22 protein-coding genes are annotated in these 26070 nt (G+C 47.1%); 11 read left to right on the plus strand and 11 right to left on the minus strand.

Going from position 1 to position 26070, the window contains the following annotated elements; genetic code table 11:
* Positions 1-150: 150 nt before the first annotated feature.
* From lpdA to A8O23_RS08925, 4 genes are all read right to left on the minus strand, one after another.
* Positions 151-1554, minus strand: coding sequence for a dihydrolipoyl dehydrogenase (gene lpdA, locus A8O23_RS08910; protein WP_066619827.1), 1404 nt, complete (start codon positions 1552-1554; stop codon positions 151-153).
* A 28-nt stretch (positions 1555-1582) separates the two neighbouring features.
* The gene (locus A8O23_RS08915; protein WP_066619830.1) at positions 1583-1948 is read right to left on the minus strand and encodes a four helix bundle protein; all 366 of its coding nucleotides are present in this window, start codon (positions 1946-1948) and stop codon (positions 1583-1585) included.
* 38 nt (positions 1949-1986) lie between these two features.
* Positions 1987-3582 carry a 2-oxoglutarate dehydrogenase complex dihydrolipoyllysine-residue succinyltransferase gene (gene odhB / locus A8O23_RS08920; protein WP_066619832.1) on the minus strand — a complete coding sequence of 532 codons (1596 nt, stop codon included), beginning with the start codon at positions 3580-3582 and terminating at the stop codon, positions 1987-1989.
* A gap of 85 nt (positions 3583-3667) precedes the next feature.
* Positions 3668-6430, minus strand: coding sequence for a 2-oxoglutarate dehydrogenase E1 component (locus A8O23_RS08925; protein ID WP_066619835.1), 2763 nt, complete (start codon positions 6428-6430; stop codon positions 3668-3670).
* Positions 6431-6720: 290 nt separating this feature from the next.
* Between A8O23_RS08925 and A8O23_RS08930 the strand changes: the two genes are divergently transcribed.
* Complete coding sequence (locus A8O23_RS08930; protein ID WP_066619837.1) at positions 6721-7032, plus strand: MazG-like family protein; 312 nt, start codon at positions 6721-6723, stop codon at positions 7030-7032.
* Positions 7033-7109: 77 nt separating this feature from the next.
* Here A8O23_RS08930 and A8O23_RS08935 read toward each other — a convergent pair whose 3' ends face one another.
* The gene (locus tag A8O23_RS08935) at positions 7110-8726 is read right to left on the minus strand and encodes a hypothetical protein (RefSeq protein WP_066619840.1); all 1617 of its coding nucleotides are present in this window, start codon (positions 8724-8726) and stop codon (positions 7110-7112) included.
* A gap of 194 nt (positions 8727-8920) precedes the next feature.
* On the opposite strand from A8O23_RS08935, the gene A8O23_RS08940 reads away from it, so the two are divergent.
* The 4 genes from A8O23_RS08940 to A8O23_RS08955 all read left to right on the plus strand — a co-directional run bounded on the left by A8O23_RS08940 (position 8921) and on the right by A8O23_RS08955 (position 12444).
* Positions 8921-9193 (plus strand): hypothetical protein, encoded by a 273-nt coding sequence (locus A8O23_RS08940; RefSeq protein ID WP_066619842.1) that lies wholly within the window; start codon positions 8921-8923, stop codon positions 9191-9193.
* 104 nt (positions 9194-9297) lie between these two features.
* A complete protein-coding gene (locus A8O23_RS08945) occupies positions 9298-9588 on the plus strand; it encodes a hypothetical protein (RefSeq protein WP_066619844.1) in 291 nt (96 codons plus the stop codon).
* 267 nt (positions 9589-9855) lie between these two features.
* Positions 9856-11727: a glycoside hydrolase family 2 protein gene (locus A8O23_RS08950; protein WP_066620412.1), complete on the plus strand. Its 1872-nt coding sequence runs from the start codon at positions 9856-9858 to the stop codon at positions 11725-11727.
* A gap of 237 nt (positions 11728-11964) precedes the next feature.
* Positions 11965-12444 carry a very short patch repair endonuclease gene (locus A8O23_RS08955; protein ID WP_066619846.1) on the plus strand — a complete coding sequence of 160 codons (480 nt, stop codon included), beginning with the start codon at positions 11965-11967 and terminating at the stop codon, positions 12442-12444.
* A 71-nt stretch (positions 12445-12515) separates the two neighbouring features.
* Here A8O23_RS08955 and A8O23_RS08960 read toward each other — a convergent pair whose 3' ends face one another.
* Positions 12516-13658 carry a TlpA family protein disulfide reductase gene (locus tag A8O23_RS08960; protein ID WP_161486712.1) on the minus strand — a complete coding sequence of 381 codons (1143 nt, stop codon included), beginning with the start codon at positions 13656-13658 and terminating at the stop codon, positions 12516-12518.
* A gap of 685 nt (positions 13659-14343) precedes the next feature.
* Between A8O23_RS08960 and A8O23_RS08970 the strand changes: the two genes are divergently transcribed.
* Complete coding sequence (locus A8O23_RS08970; protein ID WP_082882968.1) at positions 14344-17892, plus strand: BamA/TamA family outer membrane protein; 3549 nt, start codon at positions 14344-14346, stop codon at positions 17890-17892.
* A gap of 133 nt (positions 17893-18025) precedes the next feature.
* On the opposite strand, the gene A8O23_RS08975 is transcribed toward A8O23_RS08970, so the two are convergent.
* Complete coding sequence (locus tag A8O23_RS08975; protein ID WP_066619865.1) at positions 18026-18286, minus strand: hypothetical protein; 261 nt, start codon at positions 18284-18286, stop codon at positions 18026-18028.
* A 258-nt stretch (positions 18287-18544) separates the two neighbouring features.
* Between A8O23_RS08975 and A8O23_RS08980 the strand changes: the two genes are divergently transcribed.
* Both A8O23_RS08980 and A8O23_RS08985 read left to right on the plus strand, forming a co-directional pair.
* Positions 18545-18790 carry a hypothetical protein gene (locus tag A8O23_RS08980; RefSeq protein WP_066619867.1) on the plus strand — a complete coding sequence of 82 codons (246 nt, stop codon included), beginning with the start codon at positions 18545-18547 and terminating at the stop codon, positions 18788-18790.
* 12 nt (positions 18791-18802) lie between these two features.
* A complete protein-coding gene (locus A8O23_RS08985) occupies positions 18803-19897 on the plus strand; it encodes an MBL fold metallo-hydrolase (protein ID WP_239693372.1) in 1095 nt (364 codons plus the stop codon).
* Between the two features lie 257 nt (positions 19898-20154).
* Here the strand turns inward: A8O23_RS08985 and A8O23_RS08990 are convergent, their stop codons facing one another.
* The 3 genes from A8O23_RS08990 to A8O23_RS09000 all read right to left on the minus strand — a co-directional run bounded on the left by A8O23_RS08990 (position 20155) and on the right by A8O23_RS09000 (position 22274).
* Entirely contained in the window at positions 20155-20778 is a 624-nt protein-coding gene (locus tag A8O23_RS08990; protein WP_066619871.1) for a PRC-barrel domain-containing protein, read from the minus strand.
* Between the two features lie 24 nt (positions 20779-20802).
* Positions 20803-20997: a hypothetical protein gene (locus A8O23_RS08995; RefSeq protein ID WP_066619874.1), complete on the minus strand. Its 195-nt coding sequence runs from the start codon at positions 20995-20997 to the stop codon at positions 20803-20805.
* A gap of 269 nt (positions 20998-21266) precedes the next feature.
* Positions 21267-22274 (minus strand): hypothetical protein, encoded by a 1008-nt coding sequence (locus A8O23_RS09000; RefSeq protein ID WP_082882969.1) that lies wholly within the window; start codon positions 22272-22274, stop codon positions 21267-21269.
* Positions 22275-22427: 153 nt separating this feature from the next.
* Between A8O23_RS09000 and A8O23_RS09005 the strand changes: the two genes are divergently transcribed.
* From A8O23_RS09005 to A8O23_RS09015, 3 genes are all read left to right on the plus strand, one after another.
* Positions 22428-23132 (plus strand): SIMPL domain-containing protein, encoded by a 705-nt coding sequence (locus A8O23_RS09005; protein WP_066619877.1) that lies wholly within the window; start codon positions 22428-22430, stop codon positions 23130-23132.
* Positions 23133-23274: 142 nt separating this feature from the next.
* Positions 23275-24423, plus strand: coding sequence for a ribonuclease D (locus tag A8O23_RS09010; protein ID WP_066619879.1), 1149 nt, complete (start codon positions 23275-23277; stop codon positions 24421-24423).
* A gap of 177 nt (positions 24424-24600) precedes the next feature.
* Entirely contained in the window at positions 24601-24987 is a 387-nt protein-coding gene (locus tag A8O23_RS09015) for a DUF6960 family protein (RefSeq protein WP_153042134.1), read from the plus strand.
* A 71-nt stretch (positions 24988-25058) separates the two neighbouring features.
* On the opposite strand, the gene A8O23_RS09020 is transcribed toward A8O23_RS09015, so the two are convergent.
* Positions 25059-25931, minus strand: coding sequence for a manganese catalase family protein (locus tag A8O23_RS09020; RefSeq protein ID WP_066619886.1), 873 nt, complete (start codon positions 25929-25931; stop codon positions 25059-25061).
* Between the last annotated feature and the right edge of the window lie 139 nt (positions 25932-26070).

Genomic DNA, 26070 nt, shown 5'->3' on the forward strand with positions numbered 1-26070 from the left:
CATATCTTAGAAGATGAAAGGTAAGAATTCCTGTCTCAAAATTTTTCTTGCTGTCCTCTAGCGTATCAATTTCTTTTGGCCTTTTAATTTAAAAAGAAAGAAGGCTATCCCATAACTGGGATAGCCTTCTTTCTTTTTAGTAAAAATCTGTTAAATGTGAATCGCTCTGTTCTCCGTTGCAGCCAAACAAGCTTCTTTCATAGCCTCGGTATACGTTGGGTGGGCATGGCTCATGCGAGCCACGTCCTCGGCGGAAGCGCGGAACTCCATGGCTACCACAGCCTCGGCTATCATGTCAGCGGCGCGTGGCCCGATCATGTGCACACCCAGAATCTCATCCGTTTGAGCATCGGCTAAAACTTTCACAAAACCGTCGGTGTCCATAGATGCTTTGGCGCGGCCAGATGCTTTGAACGGGAATGAGCCGCTCTTGTATTTTACACCACGCTCTTTTAGTTGCTCCTCCGTAAAGCCTACACCCGCCACTTCTGGCCAGGTGTACACCACCCCCGGAATCAGGTTGTAGTTGATGTGTGGTTTCTGGCCTACAATTTGCTCTGCTACCAATACACCCTCTTCTTCAGCTTTATGTGCTAGCATGGCACCGCGTACCACGTCACCAATGGCGTAGATACCCGGCACGTTAGTTTCCAGATGATCATTCACGGCAATCATACCGCGCTCACCCATCTGCACACCTGCGTTCTCCAGGCCTAAACCCTCAGTATACGGCTTACGACCCACCGATACGAGGCAGTAATCTCCTTCAAACGTAATGGTCTCTCCTTTCGGGTTTTCAGCAGTTACTTTTACGGTATCGCCTTCTACTTGTGCACCCGTTACTTTATGACCCAAGAAGAACTCGAAGCCTAGGGTCTTCTTCAGCACACGCTGCAGCTCTTTGCCTAAGGCACGGTCCATAGTGGCGATAATGGCATCGGCGTATTCCACTACTGATACTTTTGCCCCTAAGCGGGCATAAACTGACCCTAACTCCAAGCCAATGACTCCTCCACCAATGACGATCAGGTGCTTTGGTACTTCTTTTAAGCTTAAAGCCTCGGTAGAAGTGATAATGCGATTTTTGTCTACTGGCAGGAACGGAAGGTTCACTGGCTTAGAACCAGTAGCGATGATGGTTTTATCAGTTTCTATCTGCTGCTCCTGACCATCTTGCCCAGTCACTTTAATTGTGTTTTTGTTCACGAAAGAGCCCAGACCGTTGTACACGTCAATCTTGTGCTTCTTCATGAGGTAGGCAATACCATCGTTATTTGACTTGATCACGCCGCTTTTGCGGGAGATCATCTGCTCCAGGTTCACCTTCAGATTATCCAGCTCAATGCCGTGCGTTTTGAAGGTATGCGCTGCGTTATGAAAGTGCTCCGAAGAATCTAATAGTGCTTTGGATGGAATGCAGCCTACGTTCAAGCAGGTACCTCCCAGCACAGAATACTTCTCAATAATGGCAGTTTTCAAACCTACCTGGGCACAGCGGATAGCCGCTACGTAGCCCCCAGGGCCGGAACCGATTACTGTTACGTCGTATTTCATATTTCAATTAGAAATTAAAAATTAGAAATTATGAATTTGATTTCATGGTGATGAGAATTTTGCTGATGATTTTCCTTATCTCTAAGCAATCCTCATGAATGGAATCAAATGCATTTTCAGGAATATACTGGCTATCTTTTAGCAAGCGCAGCCAATATGAAGTTTCCCTAGCCTCTTTCGCGGCAATGTTAAGTTTATGAACGAAATCAGCTTTAGAACTTGCAGCAATTGCTTCTTCAACATTTGCACCAATGGAAGTACCGCTCCTAAGAAGTTGCTTCGCTAGTACAAATTCTTTCTGCTCCTGAGTCAGGAACTTGTAGAGCTTAATAACCCTCAACGCAAAAGCATAGCTTTTATCAATGATGACATTTTCTCTTTTCCCCTCCTCCACAATTTCTAATTTCTAATTTCTAATTCATAATTAAGTCGCTAGACTCCAAGCAACAATCTCATTGGATCTTCCAACAATTCCTTAACTCTTACCAAGAAGCTAACAGACTCACGGCCGTCAATAATGCGGTGGTCGTAAGACAGGGCTAGGTACATCATTGGTCTGATTACCACCTCGTTACCCACGGCAACCGGACGGTTCACAATGTTGTGCATACCCAAAATAGCTGATTGTGGCGCATTGATGATTGGCGTAGACATCATAGAACCGAACACGCCACCGTTGGTGATGGTGAAGGTACCACCGGTCATTTCGTCAATACCCAGTTTATTCTCACGGGCACGCTTAGCCAAACGAATTACCTCTTTCTCGATACCATCTAAGCTAAGGCCTTCGGCGTTGCGGATAACCGGAACTACCAGACCTTTAGGAGCCGAAACGGCAATGGAAATATCGCAGAAGTCGTTGTACACAATCTCACCGCCGTCAATCTGGGCGTTCACCGCTGGCCACTCTTGAAGAGCCATGGTACATGCTTTGATGAAGAACGACATAAAGCCCAAGCCTACCTCGTGCTTCTCTTTGAACTTCTCTTTGTACTTGGCTCTGATATCCATAATCGGCTTCATGTCTACCTCGTTGAAAGTAGTCAGCATGGCCGTTTCGTTTTTCACCGTTACAAGACGGCGAGCAACTGTTTTACGCAGGCTGCTCATCTTCTCGCGGCGGCTATTGCGTGAACCTGCAGCGGCCTGAGGCTGGGCAGCAGATTCTTTAGCAGCTGGCGCAGAAGCTGCGGCTGGTTGAGCTGCCGGACGAGCTTGTGCATTCTGAGCATCTTCTTTCGTAATACGTCCGTCGCGGCCAGTACCAGAAACATCAGATGCGGAAATACCTTTCTCTGATAATATTTTACCGGCCGCCGGCGATGGAGTTCCGCTGGCGTAGGTAGAGGCTCCGCCCGCTGGGGCAGAAGCAGCCTGAGCTGGTTGTGCAGCAGGAGCGCTTGCTTTAGGAGCCGATGCACCTGAAGTAGCCCCTACTTCAATGCGGCAAATGGTAGCACCTATTTCTACGGTTTCACCTTCCTTAGCCACGATGCGCAGTACACCGGCCGCTTCAGCAGGAAGCTCAAAAGTAGCTTTGTCTGACTCAAGCTCGCAAAGAACTTCATCCATAGAAACCTGATCACCGTCTGACTTCAGCCACTTGGCAATAGTCACTTCAGTAATAGACTCCCCTACTGTTGGAATATTAATATCTAAGGTCTCGCCAGAACCGCCACCGTTAGGAGTATTTTCAGCAGCTACAGTACTCTGTGGGTCAGTTACTGATTTAGATTCAGTAATGCCTTCTTTACTGGCAGACGTTGCTGGCTCTGGCGCCGATGTACCTTGACCGGAACCATCAATCACGCAGATAACTTCACCAATGGCAATGGTGTCACCTTCTTGAGCCTTTATTCTTAAAACACCGGCAGCTTCGGCAGGCAGTTCAAAAGTGGCTTTGTCAGATTCAAGCTCACAGATGATTTCATCCATGGCAACTTGGTCGCCCTCGTTTTTTAGCCATTTGGCTATGGTTACTTCCGTGATGGATTCGCCGACAACCGGCACTTTTACTTCTAAGCTCATAATTTTCTTTTCGCTTAAGATGGCTATTGAAGTCTGTTTTAGGCCTGCTTTTCAAAAAGCAAGCCTAAAACAGACGATTTCTCATTTAGATGCTAAAGGCTTTTTCTATCAGGTAGCGCTGCTCTTTCTGGTGGATTTTGTTGTAACCAGTGGCTGGCGAAGAACTCGGCTTACGAGATACCACATCCTCCACGTCTTTGCGCATTACGCTCAGAATGTAGGTCCAAGCTCCCATATTGAACGGCTCTTCCTGCACCCAGTACACTTTAGCGTTTTTGTACTTACCTAATTCGCGCTCCAACTGCACCTTCGGGAACGGATGCAACTGCTCCAGACGGATAATGGCTACATCTTTGCGGTTAGTTTTCTGCTGCTCTTCCAGTAGGTCATAGTATACTTTACCAGTACACAGCAACACTTTCTTCACACTCTTCGCCTCGGCGTAAGTATCACCTAGCACTTCTTGGAAAGAGCCTTGCGTAAAGTCTTCAATTGGCGACATCACGTTGGAGTGACGTAGCATAGACTTAGGCGACATGTGGATGCATGGCTTACGGTACGGCGTAGCCAACTGGCGGCGCAGCATGTGGAAGAAGTTAGCAGGCGTGGTACACTGGGTCACGTACATGTTGTATTCAGCGGCCAACTGCAGGAAGCGCTCTGGGCGGGCATTAGAGTGCTCCGGACCTTGGCCTTCGTAGCCGTGCGGCAATAGCATTACCACTCCGTTCATCCGCTGCCATTTAGATTCGGTAGAAGAGATGAACTGGTCAATCATGACCTGGGCACCGTTGGCGAAGTCACCAAACTGGGCTTCCCAGATTACCAGTGCGTTAGGGTTGGCCATGGCATACCCGAATTCAAAGCCCAACACGCCATATTCAGACAACAGCGAGTTGTAAATCTGCAGTTTCTGTTGGTCTTCCTGAATGTGGTTCAGGTTGGTGTAAGAGGCGCTGGTGTTGGCATCGCGCAATACGGCGTGGCGGTGCGAGAATGTTCCGCGGCGCACATCTTGCCCGCTCATGCGAACAATCTTGCCATCTAAAAGCACTGAGCCATAGGCCAGCAACTCAGCCGAAGCCCAGTTAAGCGAGCGGCTCTCAAAGAACATATCCTGACGTTCTTTGATCAGCTTTTCAATCTGCTTTAATGGCTTGAAATTCTCTGGCAAGGTGGTCAACGCCTTACCAACTTTCTCCACAGCCTCGGCAGAAATACCTGTCACCGGCGATTGGTCAAAGTCTTCAGGAGTAGAACGACGTAACTGCTGCCATTCTTTTTCAAGGTTTTGGTAGTTGTAAGGCAGTGGCTCTTGCTTTACCATATCCAGACGCTCTTGCAGCATCTGGCGGAATTCTTTGTCCATTTCCTCGGCCACCTTGGCATCTAACTCACCGCGGGTTACTAACGATTTGTTGTAAATCTCGCGTGGGTTAGGGTGCTTAGAGATAATGTTGTACAACTGCGGCTGCGTGAACTTAGGCTCATCTGCTTCGTTGTGGCCATGGCGGCGGTAGCACACCATGTCAATAAAGATATCGTTGTGGAATTTCTGACGGTATTCAGTAGCCAAACGCACCGCAAACACCACTGCCTCAGGGTCATCACCGTTTACGTGCAACACCGGCGCGTCAATGATTTTGGCTAGATCAGTGCTGTAGATAGATGAACGGGCGTCTTCAAAGTCAGTGGTGAAACCTACCTGGTTGTTAATCACGAAGTGAATGGTACCGCCGGTGCTGTAGCCTTCTAGCTTCGCCATTTGGGTTACCTCATAGCCAATTCCCTGTCCGGCAACGGCCGCATCACCGTGAATCAGGATAGGAAGGATTTTATTTGTGTCGCGCTCGTACATAGAGTCAAGCTTGGCGCGTACAAAGCCTTCCACCACTGGGTTTACCGCCTCTAAGTGCGACGGGTTTGGCGCAAGCTTCAGGTTAACACAACTTCCGCTGGAGGTGTATACTTCACTAGAGAAGCCCATGTGGTATTTTACGTCACCGTCGCCCATGGTCAAATCCGGCACGGCAGTTCCCTCAAACTCAGAGAAAACCTGCTCATAGGTTTTGCCCATGATGTTCACCAACACGTTTAAGCGACCGCGGTGGGCCATACCTATCACCACTTCCTCTACGCCCAGCTCGGCACCTTTTTCAATAATGGCATCAAGAGCCGGAATAGTGGTTTCACCACCCTCTAGAGAAAACCGCTTCTGCCCTAAGAACTTAGTGTGCAGAAAGTTCTCAAACACAACTGCCTCATTCAGTTTAGACAGGATGCGTTTTTTATATTCTATAGAAGGGTTAAAGTTTACTGATTCTTGCTCAGCCTTCTGCTTGAACCACTCCAGCACCTCTGGGTCCCGAATGTACATGTACTCAAACCCGATGGTTCTTTCGTACACTTTCTTCAGGGTAGCCAGAATATCACGTAAGGTAGCTGTACCTAAACCTAACTCAGAACCACTTTGGAATTTGGTATCTAAATCAGCCTCAGAGAGACCAAAGTCAGACAAGTCTAACAAGGCTCTGCGGTCTTTACGCGGGCGCACCGGGTTTGTGTTAGAGCGCAAATGGCCACGTGAGCGGTAAGAGTAAATCAAGTTACGCACCTGAATCTCTTTGTCTACCTCACCTGCGGTGGCTCCGGTAGTTACGCCGCCTGCAGCCGGTTTAGAAGCTACAGCTCCCTCACCATTTTCACCGGGGTAGGTTCCTGAGAATTCAAATCCTTCAAAAAATTTCTGCCAACCAAACTCCACCGACTGTGGATCTTGCTGGTACTGCTTGTACAGTTCGTCTATATAGGCGCCATGGGCGTTGGCTATATATGAGTATTTATCCATAAATTTTGAAAGTACTTTCTAAATCTTGGCAAGTTATAAAATAATAATAAGGGCAATAAACTCTAAATTCGCATAAGCAAATATATAAAATCAAAATTTTCAGCCTTTATTGGTTATACAATAAACAGTAGCTGATTTTTGAATATTGTCATTTGTACGGAATAAAAACTGATTAGGGCGAAATTATTGATAATTAGGCAAGGGGCAAACCAATACCTCAAGTAATTGCATTATTTGCTTTACACCTATGCTTTTCTGCCTATTTTGTTCACTTTCTTTATCTTTACCCTATGGATTTGACTAAACTTACCGCCGCCAATAAAATAAGAAACGCCAACGCCACGGCGTATAACCAGTGCCAAGACTGGACCCTTGCAGACTGGAGCAACGCCATAGCCGGAGAGACTGGCGAAATGTGCAACCTCATCAAGAAAATTAGACGCGGAGAAAACATTGACGTGCAAGATGTCGGCCGTGAGTTAGCTGACATAGTAATTTATGCTGATTTACTAGCTGATAAATTGGGCATGAGCCTCTCAGATTGCATTCAGCAAAAGTTTAATGAAGTATCTGATAGAATTGGAAGCGACATAAAGCTGTAGGCGAACTAATAAGCGAAAGGGCTGCACTCTGTTTTAGCCCTATTTTCTAAAAAAGAGGCTTAAAACACCTGAGCTCTTTAATCCCGCTGCCTTACCCTTATAAATGTGGGCACCTCTGCTGCGTTTTCTTTTAAAGAGATTTCGGTTTCAGGCCCGGGCTTTATTTCCACGCCGTTTACATGTCCCTTCACTACCGTTTTATTCCGCCAGCCGTCTACCTCAGATTCGTCGGTTACTTTGTTTTGACCATCGCCGGCATAAATTGTAACGTAGCTGCCTTGTAAGGCATAACCTTTCAGGTCAAATAAATCATTGCCGCCCAGCCCGTACAGGTTTATTCTTTTTGTTTCGTTTGCAAAAAAAGTACGTGCATAAACCTTAGCCCCATTGGTGTTACTAGCCGACAGGCGAAAAACCTCTACTACGGTTCTACCCTGTGACAGCCTATGCACTACAAACCGCTCTGCTTCATCAGTACCTACTACGGCTACTTCTTCTGCTAAAATGTCGTAATACTTTTCTGCCGCCTGCGGCAACAGCTGTAACCGCTTCTTAAGTACTTGATACGTCTCCTCGCCTATCAATTCGTACACTTCTGCTGGAAACTGACGCACGGCTGCTCTCAATACAGAATCGTTTAGCTTATTCTGCAGCTCACGCGCCAACCGTTTGAAATCAGCCTGAGTCACCTCTGACAAAGCACGTGCATCTAAAAATGAAGCGTTAATGGTGAGGCCGTAAACATCTTTGAATTCTGGATGAAAAGAAGAGAATTTGCGGGCGGCAAATTTACGCGTGGCAAGCCAAGGAATGAGACCATCATCGTAGCGTCCGAATGCCTGGTCCCGGTCTTTAGGCACGGGCTTGTACCAAGTCTCGCCCTGGTGCCTATACTCTGCCCAGTCCCACTGCCCCTCATGTCGGTCCCAGTCGCTGATAAGGAAATCCAGAAGTCGGGCACGGGCATACGCCCATTGATCAATCCGGTGGCGGTTAGATTTGTACCGACGCACCAGCATTTCTTCAGTATCTAACAAATCAACAGCGTTACCAAACTGCCGCGAGAGCGATGATTTGTTAGAAAACTTTTCTTCCATCAGGAACAGCTTACTACCAAACAAGGTGGAGTACTGTTTAAAATCATTGTCATTGGGCATGACAAACACCAACTGAGGGGTTGGGTGCAAAACATTAGCGGCGCTGGCTAGCGGAGCTACCGCCAAGGCACCGTACGGATTAGTGGCAGAAATTTGGTCCCGCACAAAGGACCCCAACACCGTGTTCCGCCAGAAGGGAGGCAGCACCTGAATAGGATCTTTATCAACAGAGCGCAAGGCGAAGCGGCGACCCATAGAATCAGTCAACGTAAGGCTGGTCGTTTGCATACCACCACCTAGTTTTTCAATGCGCAGCCCGCCTCTCTGGTCTCCCATGTGGAACACCTTTGCTTTAACGGGCTGCCCCCACACCCTGCGGTAGTGTTTCCCCAGAAAAAACTCGCCAAGTCCTCCTCTTATATAATGGGCACCGGCACTCACGATCACACTGTCTGGTGCACCTTGGGTAACCGAGTTATCTCTGACAAAAGTAGCTTCTTGGGCATGAAACCCAGACTGCTGGTCGGCGAAGAAAAAGGCCGCTACTCCTAAAAGGAAAATTAGACCTATGACAGACCGCAGTATTATTTTCTTCATTTTACTTTTCTTGGGGGCAGCGTAAAGCTTTACCCCAAAACAGGCGGAAAGGTTAAGAACAAATATGCCATTAATTGCTTACCTGCACTGGGGCCTCTGTGTTAATTCAGCTATATTTAGCCACTTTTAGTTGCTGTTAACCTTGCAACTGAGTCCTGCGTAAGACAATTTCTCTAACCTAAACACATAATATAATGGCAAATAGTGCTACCTACAAAGGCATAACCCCTGAATTGTATAACAACCTGCGCGGCAAACTTGGCGCCGCCGGTATTGAGCTACAGGGCAACAGCGGTCGTGTCTCTAAGCAAGGCGTTACCGCCGACTATGCCTATGAAGAGGCATCACAAACGCTGCAAATCAACAATGTGCAGGTAAGCTTTCCGGCCAGCATGATGTTTAGCCCAGACAAAATCATCCAAAAAATAAATGAGGCTGTGCGTGGTGCCGGCGGACAAGTAGCTTAATTGAAAAAAGCTTGTCCGTAGTAATGGATCTTGCGTATAAACATTTCGGTGTGTTTTAGAAAGCGTGCCGTACTTAACTTTTAATACGCAAACTACCTTTTACTATGGAACAAACATCAAATACTTCTACCCACTTGGTACAGCCCAAAGACTTTGCCCGCACTGTAGAGTCTATCATGCATGTGTACCAAGGTAACCATGACGTGCTACCGGAATTACTTTCAGACGCCGGCAAACTTATGTTAAAGGCCCGCCAGAAAATGACACCGGTACAAATGATTTTATCTGTGGCAGCGGTAGCCATTGGGGCTATTGTGTTGGTAAGCTACAGCGGCCACCAATTTGCCGATGCTGAAGAAGTAAAAGACGATAACAACAGCGGAGATAATAAATAATTCTCTGTTACCATAAGCAGCAAAGCGGCGGTTCCTTTTTGAAAGGGGTCGCCGCTTTGCTGTTTCTACGCTACCGTATTTTATAAAAAGGAATAACTCACAACCGTCCGCTTCATTTTGATATCAAAGACACCATTTAAATTTTACTGCCCCTAATTGATTACTATACATTTTGCTCCTTAAAGTACTCCCTTTAAAGTCTTCTTACTATATTGTTCACATTGAATATAAATGAGCATTGGTAGTTACACAAATGACTTTGATAGCATGAAGAAAACCCCGTACATTTTACTTCTCGTTTTACTGTTTCAGGCAAGTATATCCAGTGCCCAAACTTCAGATTGGCAACTTGTCACCGGAAAAATAACATCACCCTGGGCAGAAAAAGTAAACCCTGCTAACCCTTTACCAGAGTATCCACGCCCGCAGCTTGTTCGTGAAAATTGGCAAAACCTGAACGGGCTCTGGCAATACAAGGTGCAACCACAGGCTCAGCAACAAACAATTCCTACCTCTTTTGATGGAAAGATTCTGGTGCCGTACGCCATTGAGTCTGCATTGTCTGGTGTAGGCAAAACAGTGGGTAAAGAGAATGAATTATGGTACAAAAGAGACATCAGCATTTCTTCAAAGCTGCGGAAGCAAAAAGTGTTGCTGCACTTTGGAGCAGTAGATTGGCAGTGCGACGTTTATGTGAATGGCCAGAAGGTAGGCAGCCACCAGGGCGGCTACGATCCGTTTAGCTTTGACATTACATCGGTTCTGAAAAAAGGAGCCAAGCAGGAGATTGCCGTGCGGGTATGGGACCCTACCAATGACGGACCACAGCCCAGAGGGAAACAGGTAAAAAAACCTGAAAGCATTTGGTACACTCCGGTAACAGGCATCTGGCAAACGGTATGGCTGGAGTCAGTACCGCACACGTATATTGCTTCTACAAAACAAACTCCTGATATCGACAAACAAACCATTACGGTAAATGCCCAAGTGCAAAATCCGCAGGCGAATGACCGGATAAAAGTTACTGTGTGGGATGGCAAAAAGAAAGTGAAAGAGCAGGAGATGAACGCCAACAGCCCAACAGCTATCAAAGTGCCTAACCCTAAACTGTGGAGCCCTGAAAACCCGTTTTTGTATGATTTGCAGATAGCCGTTGTTCGGAAAGGGAAAGTGGTGGATGCAGTAAAAAGCTACTTTGCGATGCGCAAAATAAGTATGGCCCCTGACGCTAACGGAATCCAACGCATGCTACTCAATAACAAGTTTGTATTTCAGTACGGGTTCTTGGATCAAGGTTGGTGGCCCGACGGGCTTTACACTGCACCAACTGAAGAGGCGCTTATTTTCGACATTGACAAGACAAAAGAGATGGGCTTCAACATGATCAGGAAGCACGTAAAAGTAGAACCAGCCCGTTGGTACTACCACTGCGACAAATTAGGCATGCTGGTATGGCAAGATATGCCGAATGGTGACTGGGGCGGACGCTGGGGCAATAAGCCCGGTATTGAAGGCGATGGCCAGGACATGACCCGCTCAGCAGAATCAGAACAAATCTTCCGGACCGAATGGGAAGAGATTATGAAAGACCTGCACAACTTCCCTAGCATTATAGTATGGGTACCTTTCAATGAAGCCTGGGGCCAATTCAAAACTGTTGAAATAACAAAATGGACCATGGACTTAGATACGTCGCGATTGGTGAACAGTGCCAGCGGCGGCAATTTCCACCCGGTGGGCCACATTATTGACATGCATAATTACCCTGGCCCAGTAATGCCACGCGCTGATTTGTTTGGAGCTAAACAAGTTATTGTACTGGGCGAGTTTGGCGGCCTTGGCTTGCCAATAGAAGGTCATACCTGGCAGCAGAAAGACAACTGGGGTTACCAGAGTTTCAAAAACGCCGATGAGTTGTTTGAGAAATATAAATCTTTCACCGAGAAACTGGAAGACTTAATAAAAAGAGGATTGTCGGCGGCTATCTATACCCAGACCACTGACGTGGAAATTGAAACAAACGGTATTATGACCTATGACCGGAAAGTGATTAAAATTCCGGTTGAGAAGTTAAAAGAGGTAAATAGGAAGCTCTACAACCCTGCCTTGGTGGACATGGGAAAATCGGCTGCGAAATAACCTCTGGCTGTTTTAGTGACGGTGACAGCTTAACCATAAGCAGGACGTACCAATCACAGCACTTGTAGATACTCTGAACAATTTCCATCTACCAAAGGTTTAGCAGAAGCTGCAGCCAACACCACAAAAGTCGTTTTAGCTCTGTTTTTGAAAAAGCAGGGCTAAAACGACTTTTCAGTTACCGTTTGGGCACTCTCTGAGTTTCATTTGTGTTCTTATCTTGCCGCACCCACTGCCATGGCCAACCGCAAGAAAAAATATACCACCTCTACTGCCTCGCCGCTTACTGCCCAAGAGAAGATAAGCCGATATATGCGGGGCAACAAAAGCAAAGACACGCAGCCTGAGCTGCTGTTGCGCGGAGCGTTGTGGCAGGCGGGCCTTCGTGGTTACCGTGTGCATTGGAAAAGTGCGCCGGGCAAGCCCGATGTCTGCTACCCCGGCCGTAAGCTGGCTATTTTTCTGCACGGCTGCTTCTGGCACCGCTGCCCCCATTGCCAACCCGCCTTGCCTAAATCAAACATTAGTTTCTGGGCTGAAAAATTTGACCGCAACGTAGCCCGAGACCAGCAGCACCGTGAACGCCTGCGCGCCGCTGGTTGGCAAGTATTGATTATCTGGGCATGTCAATTGCAGAAAGATTTGCCAGGTTGTGTGCGCACTATCAAAGGTCTACACCAAGGCGTGCCGGATAGTTATTGGCTGGAGGCGGCGTGAGAAGAATGCGAACTGGCTGTTTTAGGCCTGAATTAACAAAAAGAGGCCGAAAACAGAAGCAGGCATTATGTTTACTTTCTGTATTTCTCCAGCGTCTTTTCCAGCTCGTTGATTGGGATATCATACTCCACAATTTTGCCGCTGCTTATTTCTACTAAGGTATAGGTGGGTAGTTTCATGGCTCCCATATTGGCCAACATCTCTTTATCTGCCGGGTTGAAATGGTACTGCGGATAGTTAAAGGGTTTCTTCTTTAGGTAGTTGCTCCAAGCAGGTTGTTTTTGGTCTACCGAAACGCCTACTATTTGCACATTGCTATCTTTGAACTTTTCGGCTAGCATTTTCACAGTCGGTTGTTGTTGAATGCAGGGGCCGCACCAAGTGGCCCAGAAATCTAAAAGAACATATTCTTTACCGCCATACAAATCATACAGGGAAACAGGTTTTAGGTCCTGATTTACCATTTCAACATTGGGGAAGGGCAGACCATCTTTGGGCGCATCTCTTTTAACCTTGTCCGCAAAAGACGTCTCTATCTTCTGCATCTGGGCTGAGGCTTTTAAAGCAGGGCTAAAGCTGTCCAAGGCATCGCGTATTTCATTTCTGTATTCATAGGTCATTCTAGGCACCGGCAAATTAGCCAATGAACTAGCCATGCTCAGCGAAACCAAAGAATTATTGTATTTTTTGATTAACTCCACAGTGGCAAGGTTACGGTAGCGGTTCAGGTCGTCTAGAAAATTTCCTGAATGCACATATTGCTCATCCACCCGCTTCTGCTTGTACATGGCGTGATAGGTAGAATCAACTAAGTCAAACTCTCTTTTGTGCCGGTTAAGTTCTCCACCCTTCACCCGCGCCCATTTGGCAGCATTGTCAATATTAACTTGAATCTCAGCTGTATCAATTAAAATTCTATGCCGTTTAACATTCTTCAAGTTCTCCTTATAAATCTTATCATCCATCTTAGGTAACGGGCTTATGAATAGGAAGGCATTCACGAGTGAATCTTGATAATCTTGCCGTAACTGAATTGTGAAGCTGTTATTATTAATGGGCCCTCTATTAAACTGCACCGTCTCGGCGGAGCCGCCCGTTACCAAATAAACATAAGAACCATTAACGCCTGTACTATTCACAATTTTGCCGCTCACCGTTACTTTATCAGATTGGGCTTGAAGAGATTGGAGGGTCAGCGCGAGAATGATTATCATCACCCAAGGCGCCTTTTTAATTAAATTTCCCATATTCTATTTATTTAATTGACGATACAATGTATGCTACCCAAACACCGGTTGTGCTTAGGCTCAGTAGGTAAATAAAGGGCAGAAATTCAGAATAGAATATATAAACTATAAATCTAGTTAAAGCTTGCAGAAAACCAAATCTTTCTATTACTTTTTAAGTGTCAGCCTCTTAGGAAGCAGATAAGAAGCTTTAAATAAACTAGCTAAAGGCGTAAGAACTGCTTCAATTTGCCAATTCAAACATTGCCCCTCTGCAGCGAAATTAATTTTCAGAGGCCTTCTTCAAACAACTTTATCCAGAGCTTGTATAGCTAATTGCCTTACTTCTCCTGTCATTCTTTCTACTTCCTGCAATTATGGCAATGGCTCCACAAGTAGTAGCTAAAAAGCCGAGCGGTATAAAATAAGATGGGGCTTCTGAATGAGTTTCAACGTAACCAATATGAAATGTTATTAAAAAGCCGCACTTCCATCTGCGGTGAACTACAGCTTCAGTTCTCTACTCTTACATATGCTTAACCTAAACCCTATGAGATTGCGTAAACAGCGTCAAATGCTTCTGGTTTCCTAAAAAAGGCAAACCTGCTGTTTTAGGTGTGATTTTGCAAAAACAGGCTTAAAACAGCAACAGCAGACAACATGCAATTCTTATATGAAAAGAAACTTACCCCGCTGGGTAATCCCGCTTTTACTTTACACCAGCTTTTTGTGCCCTTCTACCAGTTGGGCACAACTACCTGCTTTACCATCTACACAGCCTACGCATACAGTATTAGTAGCCGGAAGATGGTCGCCGGGGCAAACGACGGCGGTACCGCTACCGCTACTGCAAAACCAACTGCAAACCGCAGGTAAAAACAGCACACTTGTATTCGTGGGCAATCCTTTTGCGCCGTTCACGCTACCAGGGGTTGCTTCGTCTGAGCGGCCGCCGCTAGAGGCGCAACTGAAAACCCAACTAGACTACCTGAAAAACTATCAGGGCCAACTAATTTTTATGCCCGGCGAACATGATGCCAAAGGCCGCGTGGTGCAGGAGGTGCGGAACCAGGAGCGTTTTATAGAACAATACCTGCAGAAAGAGAATATTTTTCTGCCCGCCAATCATTGCCCAGGCCCAGCAGAGGTCTCCCTCACCGACGATCTGCACTTAGTTTTGCTAGACCCTCAGTGGCTAATGCCCAACCGCCGCATGGATGAGGAGGAAGAGCTACGGGGGTGCCCCACTGTGGGGGGTACTACCACTCTGGCCGCACTAGACGATGTGGTACGGAACAACGAAGACAAAAATTTGCTGGTGGTCATGAATGTATCACCAGAAATGAGCAAGCTGGAGTACCGGGTCATGCACCGTCAACTAAACCAGTTCTACAACCAATACAGTGGACTGGTGCACGTAGAAGGAAACTCTTCGGGTTTAGTGCACCAGGTAAAAGACAGCATTCATTATATAGGGGCTGGCTTGGGCGCTACCAACACAAAGCCCATTAAAGACGGCACCACCGTTTACGGAGAAGTTAAGCCTGGCTTGGTAAAATTGCTCTACTACCCCAACGGCGAAACTTGGTTGGAAGTCTGGACCGCCCCTGATCTAAACAGTGCCACTGGCCAAGTGGCGCACCGTGCCTTAATTTCTCGCAAACCCACTTTAGAGCAAATGAAAGAGCGGGTGAGTAAGATGAATCTCAATTTTGAGGGGAAAACCGGTACCTTACCCGCCAGTACCTATTACAACGCCAGCGGTTTCAGACATTGGCTGCTGGGTCAGAACTACCGCCGAGAGTGGGCGCAGCCGGTCACTTTACCAGTGTTTGACATAGGCGCCATGCACGGTGGCCTTAAGGTCATTAAACGCGGCGGCGGATTCCAGACCAAATCTCTTCGTCTGGAAGACAGCACCGGTCGCCAATATGTGCTCCGGTCAGTAGAAAAATACCCCGATGATGCGCTGCCCCGCATACTCAGGGAAACCATTGCCGCCGATGTTGTGAAAGACCAAATATCGGCTTCGCACCCATACGGAGCCTTAGTGGCTGCTCCCCTTGCCGATTCCGTAGGTGTGTACCATACTAATCCGCAGTACTTCATCATTCCTGATGACCCACGTTTTGGCCGCTATCTCAAAGGCTTCGCCAATACCATTGGTTTGTTTGAAACCAGACCAGACGAAGATTTATCTGATATGCGGAGCTTCGGTAACACTGAAAATGCAGTGGGCACCCCTAAAGTGCTCGAGAATATACTGGAGGACAAAGATGATCAGGTAGACCAGCTGAGTGTGCTGCGCGCGCGCCTCTTTGACTTTTTCATTGCCGACTGGGACCGCCATGATGACCAATGGCGCTGGGCTGAGTTCAAGAAAAAAGGCAAAGGGAAAATTTACAAACCCATCCCTCGAGACCGTGACCAGGCATTTTTTGTAAACCAAGGAGTTGTCCCAAACATTGCCAGCCGCCGCTGGATTCTGCCCAAGGTACAGGGGTTTGACGAGAGCCTGAGAGACATAAAAGGCTTCAACTTTAATGCCCGCCACTTTGACCGTACTTTTTTAACTGGCCTTGAACGTTGGCAATGGCTGGCTATGGCAGATTCTTTGGAGCGTGAGCTAACTGACGAGGCTATTGAAGCAGCCGTAAAACAATTACCTCCCCCAATTTATCAACAGTCAGGGGAGTGGCTAACTAAAACGTTAAAAGCTCGCCGTGCCACTATCAAGCGTGACGCAGAGGAATATTATGAGTTTTTGGCTCATAAAGTAAACGTGGTAGGCACTGACCAAAACGATTATTTCACCATTGAACGCAGCGGCGATGGCTCTACATTGGTGCGCATGTACAAAGACGAAGATGAAACTGACACTCCGCTGTACCAGCGCCGGTTCTACCCAGATGAAACCCGAGAAATTAGATTGTACAGTCTGGGAGGCAATGACAAAATCGTAGTCACAGGTACTGCGCCAGAAGCAAGCCGACTACGCATCATTGGCGGAGACGGAGAAGACATCATCACCGACAGTTCCTCGGTAGAGGGCTTGCGCCGGCTTACCTATGTTTATGATACTTCTCAGGGCAACAAACTAAATCTAGGTTCTGAGGCACGCAACCTTACCAGCAAGCGCCCTCCTACCTATGACCGCCTCGGTTATAAATACAACTATCTAGGCCCACTAGCCTCATTTGAATATAACCGCGACGACGGCTTCTTATTAGGAGCTGGGGCGCTGCTGAAAACGCAAGGCTTTCAAAAAGAGCCTTATGCCATGATGCAACGGCTTGTGGGAAGCTACGCCTTTAACACCCAATCTTTTTTGATTGATTATGCCGCACATTTTCCGCAACTGCGGCTAGGCCTAGACCTAAAGCTTAACGTAAACTGGAAAAGCCCCGGCTTCTCTGAAAACTTCTTTGGGCTGGGCAATGAAACGCCTTATAACCCTGACATAGAAATTGAATACTACCGCTACCGGTCTGCCCAGTTTTACGCCAATGTGCTAGTGGGCCGTAAACTCAGCGAGTATGAAACCATTTTTGTGGGGCCAGCCTATCAAATGGTGAATGTTGAGCGCACCCCTGGCCGTTTTCTGCCCGTACAGCCCAACGAAAACTCACAGCTAGCAGGTTATTATGAGCGCCATAACTACGCCGGTGCCAGAATTGAATACGTATTAGACTCGCGTGACATACCTAATCTTCCGGCCAAAGGGGTTTACTGGAAAGTTGCCGCCGATCTGCTTGATGGCACCAACCAAAGTTCCAACAACGTGGCCATGGTTCATTCGCAGTTCGCCATTTATAGAACGCTTAGAGTTCCGCTCAAGCTCACGCTGGCTACCCGCTTTGGCGGCGGCCACACATTTGGCGACAACTACGAGTTCTTTCAAGCCCAGGTGCTGGATGGCCCAACTACGCTGCGGGGGTACCGCCGCAACCGTTTCAGCGGGCAAAGCAGCCTCTACAATAACACTGAGGCCCGGCTACGGTTGTTCAGCTTCACCACGTATCTGTTCCCAGCCTCAGTGGGCGTATTTGGTTTTCATGACATAGGCCGCGTTTGGGTAGAGAATGAAACCTCTAACAAGTGGCACAGGGGCTACGGCGGCGGCGTTTGGTTGGCCCCGCTGAACCAAATCGTTATTTCGGCAGGCTTTGCCACCTCTTCAGAAGAAAACCTGATTCTGGTTCGGGCAGGGTTCCTGTTCTAAATTCTGCTAAACCTATAAACAGAAAGGGCTAGCCAAATGGCTAGCCCTTTCTGTTTATTACCTGTTTTTCTAAAAACAGCTCCAAAACGCCACTTCAAAAAAATCTAAGTTTTAGATCTTAGATCTAAAGAATCTAGTTCAAAAAGATAGAAAACAGCTCAAAACGGTTAGAAGAGAAGCTCCAATGAGATGGGGACGGGTGAATTTCATCACCGGTTTCATCCACAATGGTCACAGCCATGCCTTCCTCCTGGTTTAGAGGTTCTGTAAAATGTTTTACGGTATATACATGCCCTTCTTCAATCCATTCTTCTGGCTCAAAGCTAGGCAAGGTGGCGTCAATGCACTTGGCATAGACCATCATATAGCTGGGTGGATAGATCAAGTTTACCATGTCTTCTAAACTATAAACAGGTGAGAAAAATTCCGGTGACGTAATGTCTCCTTTTCTAACAGAGCAAAGACCTGGCCAGGTTTGTTTCCTTGTTTTGCATTGAAAAGGTAAGACTATAATACGTAAAGAATTCGGATAAACAAGAGCCTTCTGGTAAAATAAAGGTTTTCTACGTACCCTCTTGCTCAGGCACTCGTACACATAGATGCCGGTTTTGCCGGCCTTAGTATTGATTTATCACTTAAACCAATTCACATCATGGAAAAGGACAATAAGTATAACGAGAAAGAAAAATTACCAAACGGCACCCAAGCAGCCGATGATCTGAAACAAACGTCACAAGAGCCCGGAGCCAACGCCAAAGGCAATGCCAGTGCACAGCAAGGCGGCCAGCAGCCCGGCAACAGCCAGGGAGGACAAGGCGGCAAGTCTACCGACGGTGCAAAAAATTCACGCCACGACACCGGCGATGAATTGAGCGTATTTGGCCGTTTAGACAGCTAAGTTCTGAAACCTATGCGAGACCATGTAACCGACGTGCTGCGGCAAAAGCAGCACTCCTGCTTTACCGTGGCACCAGGTGTCATGGGTATGGAGATTGTGTTTGTCAACCTGTTCTTTGTTGAAAACCCAGATAAATCTTGGGTACTCATAGATGCTGGCCTCTACGGCTCTGCCGATAGAATAAGAAGAGCCGCTGAAGAACGGTTTGGCAAAGACAATCCACCCAAGGCTATTATCCTCACGCACGGACATTTTGACCATGTGGGTGCCCTGCAAACGCTAGCCGATTACTGGCAGGCACCAGTTTACGCGCACCCACTGGAGCTACCTTACTTGACAGGTGTCTCCAGCTACCCTCCACCTGACTCAAGTGTAGGAGGCGGTGCTATGGCTTATCTGTCGTTCATGTACCCTAAGAAACCCATTAAGTTTAGGGGCAGGTTAGAGGTGCTTCCGTCTGATGGTTCAGTGCCTTTTATGCCTGAGTGGAAATGGATTGAAACGCCCGGACACTCACCAGGGCATGTGTCTCTTTACAGGCAGCATGACCGTGTATTGATTGTGGGGGATGCTTTTACCACCCGTAAACAAGAATCGGCGATGGCAGTATTGACGCAGAAGCAAGAAATCTGCGGCCCTCCTGCCTATTTTACCCCAGACTGGAACGCCTCAAGGCAGTCAGTGCAGATATTGGCATCTTTAGAACCAGAAGTTGCCGCTACTGGCCACGGCTTACCCATGAGTGGTGAAAAACTGAGGCAAGGGCTGGAAGAACTATCTAGGTTATTTGACCAGTTAGCCATTCCGAACAAAGGCCGGTATGTAAAGCAGCCCGCCATTACTAACAGAACCGGGGTAGTATCATTGCCACCTCGGGTTAATAATACCGTACCTAAAATTTTGGCCGCTGCCGGATTGGCCGCCATTGCAGGTTTTGCCACGTACTCGTTCTTTACACGAAGAAACGGCGGCACCAACAGTCGTATAAAAAGAACCTGGCCCGGCAAAGTAAAATCCACGAACCGCTATTTAGCCAGTGTTCCGTCGGTTGAACAGACACCTGTTAGCGCCCATAATCCAAACGCTACTACTAACAATTATCCTTGATAGAAAGTTGAGATTATACACAAAGAAGGCGAGCCTGCGGGCTCGCCTTCTTTGTGTAAAGTGGTGGTGTTCTAATAGATTGTGCTTTTGCTCTATCAAAATTAACCTTTAGGCACCGCTACCTGTTTTAGGTCTACTTTTCAAAAAACAGGGCTAAAACGGCATTCCTTAAAATTCCCACACCTTTACTTTTTCTAAATAATAAAGAGCCTGTGCAGGAGATTCTGCCAAGGCTCTTTTAAATGGGTCTCACTTAGTTATAACCCAATGGCTTTCCGCTTCAGCGCAGTAAACTCATCGGGGGTAATGGTGCCTTCATCCAGCATCTGACGCAAGCGCTCAATGGTGGCAATGTCTTCCTGAATAGGCGAACTACTCACTTTTGGCTGGCGGTTGCGGTAAAAACGATCCTCATCGAAATGTTCCCGGTTATAGAACTCTTCTGTAGGGGCTGTATGGCCTCCAGATGGCGCGCTATAGGTATCAGTGGGGTTAGTGAGCACATGCATGATACGGTACTCCATCTCGTCACTTATAGGTCCGCCTTTGTAGAACGGGAACCGAGCCAGCGATTCTTGACTGATGTCTGCTAAAAAAACCTGATCACTTTCATCGTCTAAGTGGGCTGCGCCAATGGGCACAACTGTATGCCGGGTGTCTACGTCTGGCAGAAGCAAGTGCTTGTCTACGTCAATGTCAAGATAACGCACTTTCATAACCGACCGGTCTACAATCAGATCGTCTACCACGCCAATCCGCTGGCCATCGGCACCAATCACTTCCCATCCTCTTATATCTAGGTCGTTATTAGCTACTTTAAAATCTGTTAGGTCATGCAGGGCGGCCAACCGTCCTGAGCCATTGTTATGTGAAGTTGTCATAGTTTTATCTTCTTAGTAGGTAAATCAGGTGGTATAATAATTGGGGGAAACGGGCATAACCCAACCAGTGGCTGGTACGTCAGTTGTCTCCGGACTGTTTGTTTGCGGTTCTAAAAGGTAGCGGTACAGCAACCAGCCTACTACGGCCAGTATGAGCAGCACTATAATCCAGCTCCAGCCGCTAGAGCGCTTTTTTGGTTCAATGTTAATTTCTGCCATAGTTTTATTTGTATTAGCCGGACTACACAAAGCCCTAAACATGGTACGAAGCTTTCTTTTAGATGTTTATGAAGCTTTGGTTGGCAGATTTATAGATGGGCGCTATCGAAAGAGAAAGACTACACCACACGAGACAGTGTTTCTTCAGGTGCAGAAATAACCAGCATAGAAGTAAAACGCAAAGAACCTGTTTTGGAGCTGTTTTTGAAAAACGAGCCCCAAAACAGGTTCAGTAAATGTGTTCTGGTTTAGAACAGGAGTAGTTGCCCCTACTTCTCTTGCTCCGGTATTTGTGGAAACTCAATAAACTCTCCTTGGGGAGTGAACAGCATACTAAGGGGTTCCTGCGGGTTTTGCAATATCTGTTCTTGTGAAATACCCCAGTTAGCCCATGCCATAGACAATAATTTGGCATAAGAGCTGTTCTGCCATGGGTTGAAGATCACATTGGTAACATCATCAATAAGACTGTCCATGACCACGTATTCGTCTTGCGGCTTGACTGTACGCAGCAGATAATCCGGAATAACGTTGAGCAAATAACCGGCATAGAAAACCCGTGCACTGAATTCAGCGGCTTGTATGGGTTGCAGCTGCCGGGGCTCTACCTCAGTCCAGACACGGCGCATGGCTTGCTTGATCATGCCGTTGTCCAAGAGGCAGCAAATGATCAGGGTGTTGTCCATCCGCAGGCTGAACATCATGGTAGACAACTCGTCTCGGTACTCAAACCGCTCAGGCTCTGCCGAGGCATCTACGTCTACCACAAAAATAGAGCTCGGAATAAAATCAGGGAACACCATAGGCACCCGCAGAGACTGCAGCACCTTGAAAAAGGCTTGGAACTTGAGCAGCATCTTAGGTTGCTCACTAACGGCATACTCTGGCTTTATTAGCGGGTCCTGCTCCCGAATCAATTCGGTGATGAGCGTGCCGTAGAACATTTTACCCATCCACTGGAAAAGCAGCTTTTCATCTAAAGCCCGCAAGCCCGCCACTCCTTTCTTCTGGGCCTCCTGCACTTGCTCTTCTAAAGGCTGCAGGTATTGCTCTTGGCAGCGGCGGCAACAGGGTATCTTCAGGTCTTTAAACTGCACCACACTCTGGTCCAGCAGCCGCAGGGCTTTTTCGGCAAATGCGTATTCCTCCATGAGCCACTCCGGAAACACCGTCACTTCCTGGTCTTCGGTAATGTTGGTGCCGCACAAAAAACAAATTTGCCGGCCAAAGCGCATGTGCTCAAAAGGATCAAACAGCGTGAGGTGTTGGGGTAGCATAAGTATTTTGGGTTAAGCGGAGAAATACAGAAATAAAGCGCAAAGATACATCTCAAACTTGAGCCCTATACCGCTTTTTCGTTTCCTGCGTTATACCGCTATTAAATTAGGCACAGTACTTGCCTCTGCCTTCTAAACTAAATTATCACACCTATGAAAACTCTTTTATCTTTTGTCGCCGCCTCAATATTCTCTTTAGCTACCGTTACTGCTTTTGCGCAGCAAGCTCCACTGCCACCTTTGGTTTCTGTCAGCGGACAGGGTGAAGTAAAAGTAGTGCCAGACCAAGTTACATTTATAGTTGGGGTAGAAGTACGGGAGAGAACCTTGGAAGAAGCCAGAAAAATAGCAGACCAGCGCACTTCTGCCCTCTTGAGCGCGCTTAAAAAAAGCGGCATTGATGAAAAAAATATACAAACGGCTTACGTTTCTTTTCAGCCTATTTACAATGGTGAGTATGGCCAGACAACACCCCAGTTTTACATGGCTACCCGCACCATTTCGGTGGTATTGAATAAAATTGACCGCTATGATGAAGTAATGGCAAACCTTTATAAGGCGGGAGCCAATCGGGTAGATGGCGTTAGCTACCAAAGCTCACAGCTCAGCAAGCATCAGGAAGAAGCCCGTAAAAAGGCAGTGCAGAACGCCAGGCAGAAAGCACAGACGTTAGCCTCTGAGGCCGGCGCCAAAGTTGGCCGGGTGTACAACATCACCGAAGGTGGCACCAACAGCCCTAGCCCTGTCATGATGAAAATGGCCCGTGAATCTATGGCCATGGGTGCCGGAGAACCTACTTTAGCTGCCGGACAGATAGTTGTTTCGGCACATGTAGAGGTAAGTTTTGTTCTTGAATAAAGGTTAATCGCCTCTTACAACGGCTCCAACAGATAAAGTTTTTCCGTTTTCGGCCTCTTTTTCAGAAAACAGGCTGAAAACGGAAACTCTTACCCGCAGTTCACCGTCAAGCAAATTCCTATTTTTTAGGTACATTTGATTTATGAAGGAACCTGCATTTGTCCTGGAAGGGAAGCCTGTGCATGTGGTAGAGTCAGCGGAAGCGTTGCAAACAGCAGTTAACCACCTTGCCCAGAAGCCAGAACTTGCTTTAGACTTAGAATTCGACCAACACCACTATACCTATGGGTTTAATCTCTGCCTGATTCAAATATCAGACGGGCACGATTGTTTTCTGATTGACCCTCTCCCTGTTCAGGACCTGCAGCCCCTCTGGGATGTGCTGGAGAATCCCGCCATTGTCAAGATTTTTCACCACGCTAACAATGACCTCATGCTGCTGAGCATGCTGGGTTGCCAGGTGCGCAACATTGTAGACACCGCCGTTGCCGCTAAGATACTGAACTATGCCAAAGCGTCTTTAGGCAATTTGCTCGAAGAGGAACTGGGTCTTCGGCTGGACAAATCACAGCAGATGAGCAACTGGAACCAGCGCCCTCTGTCTAAGCGACAGATGGAATACGCCGCCCAGGATGTGCTGTACCTGCATGAGCTCAAAAAAGCCATGGTGTCTAAAATTGAGGAGCTTGACCGCATGCACTGGCTCAAAGAAGAAGACCAGTTACTGGAAGAAATCACCTTCACAGAGCAAGCCGACCCACACCTCAAAATAAAGTTTCCGCAGCGGCTCACGTATTTCCAGCAGTTTATCTTAAAGCCCATTTATGACTTCAGAGACCAGCTTGCCCAGAAATGGAATTTGCCCGCTGGCCAGGTAATCAACACCAGTGCTTTGATGGAACTGCTGAACAAGCCGGAGCAGGGAATCAATGAATGGCTGTACCACACCAGAGGCATTCATGGTCGCCTGCAGCAGGAGCGGTTTGAGCAGCAGCTGCAGCGCATTATAAACGGGGCTATGCAAGAAGCTAAGAAGAGACAGATTCCTAACCGCGTTCCGCCCAGCTCTTTTCCACCCCGGCTTAAAACTCCTGAAACCGAGGCCCGCAAAGAGCAGCTGTGTGTCGTGCAGAAGGCCCTTATAGAAAAGTACGGAGCCTATACAACTCCAATGCTGTTAGACCAAAGCATCATTACCCACTACAGCCAAACCGGTGAATTAGTGGTAAACAAAAACTACGCCCGAGAGATTGTTCTGGCTACGGCAAAAGAATTGGATGTAAAGCTCTAGTTTAAAGAGTGAAGGAGTAAATCTGTTTGTCTTTCTGCAGTTTCTTTCAGAAAGGTGATCTGAATTTTTCCTGTTTTACCGCTGTTTTTCAAAAAACAAGCCCAAAACGGTTTCTGCGTATAGGGCTTGTTTAGGCCTTTATTGGGCTGTAAAATTATAATTTCTATTGTTGCTTTTATGCCAAAGAAGAGTCTCGAATTTGGTCTTTACCCGTGGTTACCCGGCCATGGTTATTCCTTGATTCACCCAGCCAACCGGCGCGAGTTTGAGTTGCTGGAGCCCTACAATAAAGTATTTGAGAAAATTGATGAAATAAATGGCTGGCTGCTGCTCCGCTACTCAGATGAAGAGTTTAAGGTGCGCCCCGACATGTTTACCACCATTCCTAAGTTACCCTTCACGTTTGGCGAGTGGGTACGGCCTGCCAGTCAGCCTACCGGCCCCGTTGCCGAGATTATGGATATTTATTGGAGCGTTTCTGATGACGCTCCTTTCTTTGCTTTACGCCAAGGCAAACGCAAGCTTGACGGTGTCTACCGTCAGGAGCAGCTGCGACCAGCATAAGAGCTTTTACAAAGGCTATAAATAATAAACTCTCCGCCAAAAGCGGAGAGTTTACCTACTTGCTACTAAAACTAAAGAGCATTTTTCACCTTGTCTATAATTGAGCCGGAAGAGTTTTTCATCTCCTCCACCTGGGCATGGCCTTTCGGATCTGGCGGCCCAAGAGTTGGCTCATCGCCTACCGGCGCACCAGGCTCCATTTTAAAGGTGCCTTTGCCGTCAATTGATTTACCTTCTGTCCAGCGGCCAGCGGCATTTTGGTCTTTATAAATGTTGGTGGTAATAAAGTTGTAGTTGAAGTTTTGGTTTTCCTCAGCCTGCGGGAAGCTGTTCGGGATTGGGTGCACATTTTCTACACCGCCCAGTTCTTCAAGAACCGCTAACCATTGGTTCTGGTGCATGGTATCACGGGCAATTAAAAAAGAAAGCATGTCTTTCATACCAGCGTCATCAGTGGCTTCCCACAAACGGGTGGCTAGTACCCGGCCCGCAGACTCAGCCGTTACGTTTGCGTACATATCGGCGGCCAAGTTTCCAGTTCCTACTACCCAAGAGCCATTAAATGGTACACCGCTGGCGTCAACGGCCAAAGCAGCTAGCCCTGTAGATAAAAAGTGGCGCGGGTTCATACCGCCCATAACCGCTTCTACCACCGGATTTTTGCCAACAATCTCATCAGTCAACGACATGTCGGCTCCTTCTAAGTTCAAGGCTACAGCTGTGGCCAGCATTTCAATATGTCCAATTTCTTCGGTACCTGTCTCCAGCAGCATGTCTCTGTACTTTTGAGGCCCTCTGCTGCCCCAAGCCTGAAACAAGTACTGAAAGCAAACTTTCATTTCTCCTTCTATGCCACCAATGGCCTGCTGCAACATCTTCGCAAAAGCCGGATTAGGCTTATCAACCTTCACCGTATACTGTAATTTTCGATCGTGAAAAAACATGGATTAAATATTTTAAATGAAACAAATTATCTAATCCTATTTATACCACAACAACCACAGTTGGTTTGATAAATTAACTAATTTAATTTTCTAATAATATTCATAAAACAAAATATATAAGTAATTTAAACAGTTGTAA

The sequence above is a fragment of the Rufibacter roseus genome, from assembly GCF_001647285.1.
Taxonomy (GTDB): domain Bacteria; phylum Bacteroidota; class Bacteroidia; order Cytophagales; family Hymenobacteraceae; genus Nibribacter; species Nibribacter roseus.

Excerpts from the sequence above, each read along its gene's own strand:
- A8O23_RS08980 (WP_066619867.1), top strand. The coding sequence starts at position 18,545 with ATGGAAAAGGACAATAAGTATAACGAGAAAGAAAAATTACCAAACGGC.
- A8O23_RS08940 (WP_066619842.1), top strand. The coding sequence starts at position 8,921 with ATGGCAAATAGTGCTACCTACAAAGGCATAACCCCTGAATTGTATAAC.
- A8O23_RS08955 (WP_066619846.1), top strand. The coding sequence starts at position 11,965 with ATGGCCAACCGCAAGAAAAAATATACCACCTCTACTGCCTCGCCGCTT.
- odhB (WP_066619832.1), bottom strand. The coding sequence starts at position 3,582 with ATGAGCTTAGAAGTAAAAGTGCCGGTTGTCGGCGAATCCATCACGGAA.
- A8O23_RS09020 (WP_066619886.1), bottom strand. The coding sequence starts at position 25,931 with ATGTTTTTTCACGATCGAAAATTACAGTATACGGTGAAGGTTGATAAG.
- A8O23_RS08925 (WP_066619835.1), bottom strand. The coding sequence starts at position 6,430 with ATGGATAAATACTCATATATAGCCAACGCCCATGGCGCCTATATAGAC.
- A8O23_RS09015 (WP_153042134.1), top strand. The coding sequence starts at position 24,601 with ATGCCAAAGAAGAGTCTCGAATTTGGTCTTTACCCGTGGTTACCCGGC.
- A8O23_RS08975 (WP_066619865.1), bottom strand. The coding sequence starts at position 18,286 with ATGGTAAACTTGATCTATCCACCCAGCTATATGATGGTCTATGCCAAG.
- A8O23_RS08945 (WP_066619844.1), top strand. The coding sequence starts at position 9,298 with ATGGAACAAACATCAAATACTTCTACCCACTTGGTACAGCCCAAAGAC.
- A8O23_RS08970 (WP_082882968.1), top strand. The coding sequence starts at position 14,344 with ATGAAAAGAAACTTACCCCGCTGGGTAATCCCGCTTTTACTTTACACC.
- A8O23_RS09010 (WP_066619879.1), top strand. The coding sequence starts at position 23,275 with ATGAAGGAACCTGCATTTGTCCTGGAAGGGAAGCCTGTGCATGTGGTA.
- A8O23_RS09000 (WP_082882969.1), bottom strand. The coding sequence starts at position 22,274 with ATGCTACCCCAACACCTCACGCTGTTTGATCCTTTTGAGCACATGCGC.
- lpdA (WP_066619827.1), bottom strand. The coding sequence starts at position 1,554 with ATGAAATACGACGTAACAGTAATCGGTTCCGGCCCTGGGGGCTACGTA.
- A8O23_RS09005 (WP_066619877.1), top strand. The coding sequence starts at position 22,428 with ATGAAAACTCTTTTATCTTTTGTCGCCGCCTCAATATTCTCTTTAGCT.
- A8O23_RS08935 (WP_066619840.1), bottom strand. The coding sequence starts at position 8,726 with ATGAAGAAAATAATACTGCGGTCTGTCATAGGTCTAATTTTCCTTTTA.
- A8O23_RS08995 (WP_066619874.1), bottom strand. The coding sequence starts at position 20,997 with ATGGCAGAAATTAACATTGAACCAAAAAAGCGCTCTAGCGGCTGGAGC.
- A8O23_RS08985 (WP_239693372.1), top strand. The coding sequence starts at position 18,803 with ATGCGAGACCATGTAACCGACGTGCTGCGGCAAAAGCAGCACTCCTGC.
- A8O23_RS08930 (WP_066619837.1), top strand. The coding sequence starts at position 6,721 with ATGGATTTGACTAAACTTACCGCCGCCAATAAAATAAGAAACGCCAAC.
- A8O23_RS08950 (WP_066620412.1), top strand. The coding sequence starts at position 9,856 with ATGAAGAAAACCCCGTACATTTTACTTCTCGTTTTACTGTTTCAGGCA.
- A8O23_RS08990 (WP_066619871.1), bottom strand. The coding sequence starts at position 20,778 with ATGACAACTTCACATAACAATGGCTCAGGACGGTTGGCCGCCCTGCAT.
- A8O23_RS08960 (WP_161486712.1), bottom strand. The coding sequence starts at position 13,658 with ATGATAATCATTCTCGCGCTGACCCTCCAATCTCTTCAAGCCCAATCT.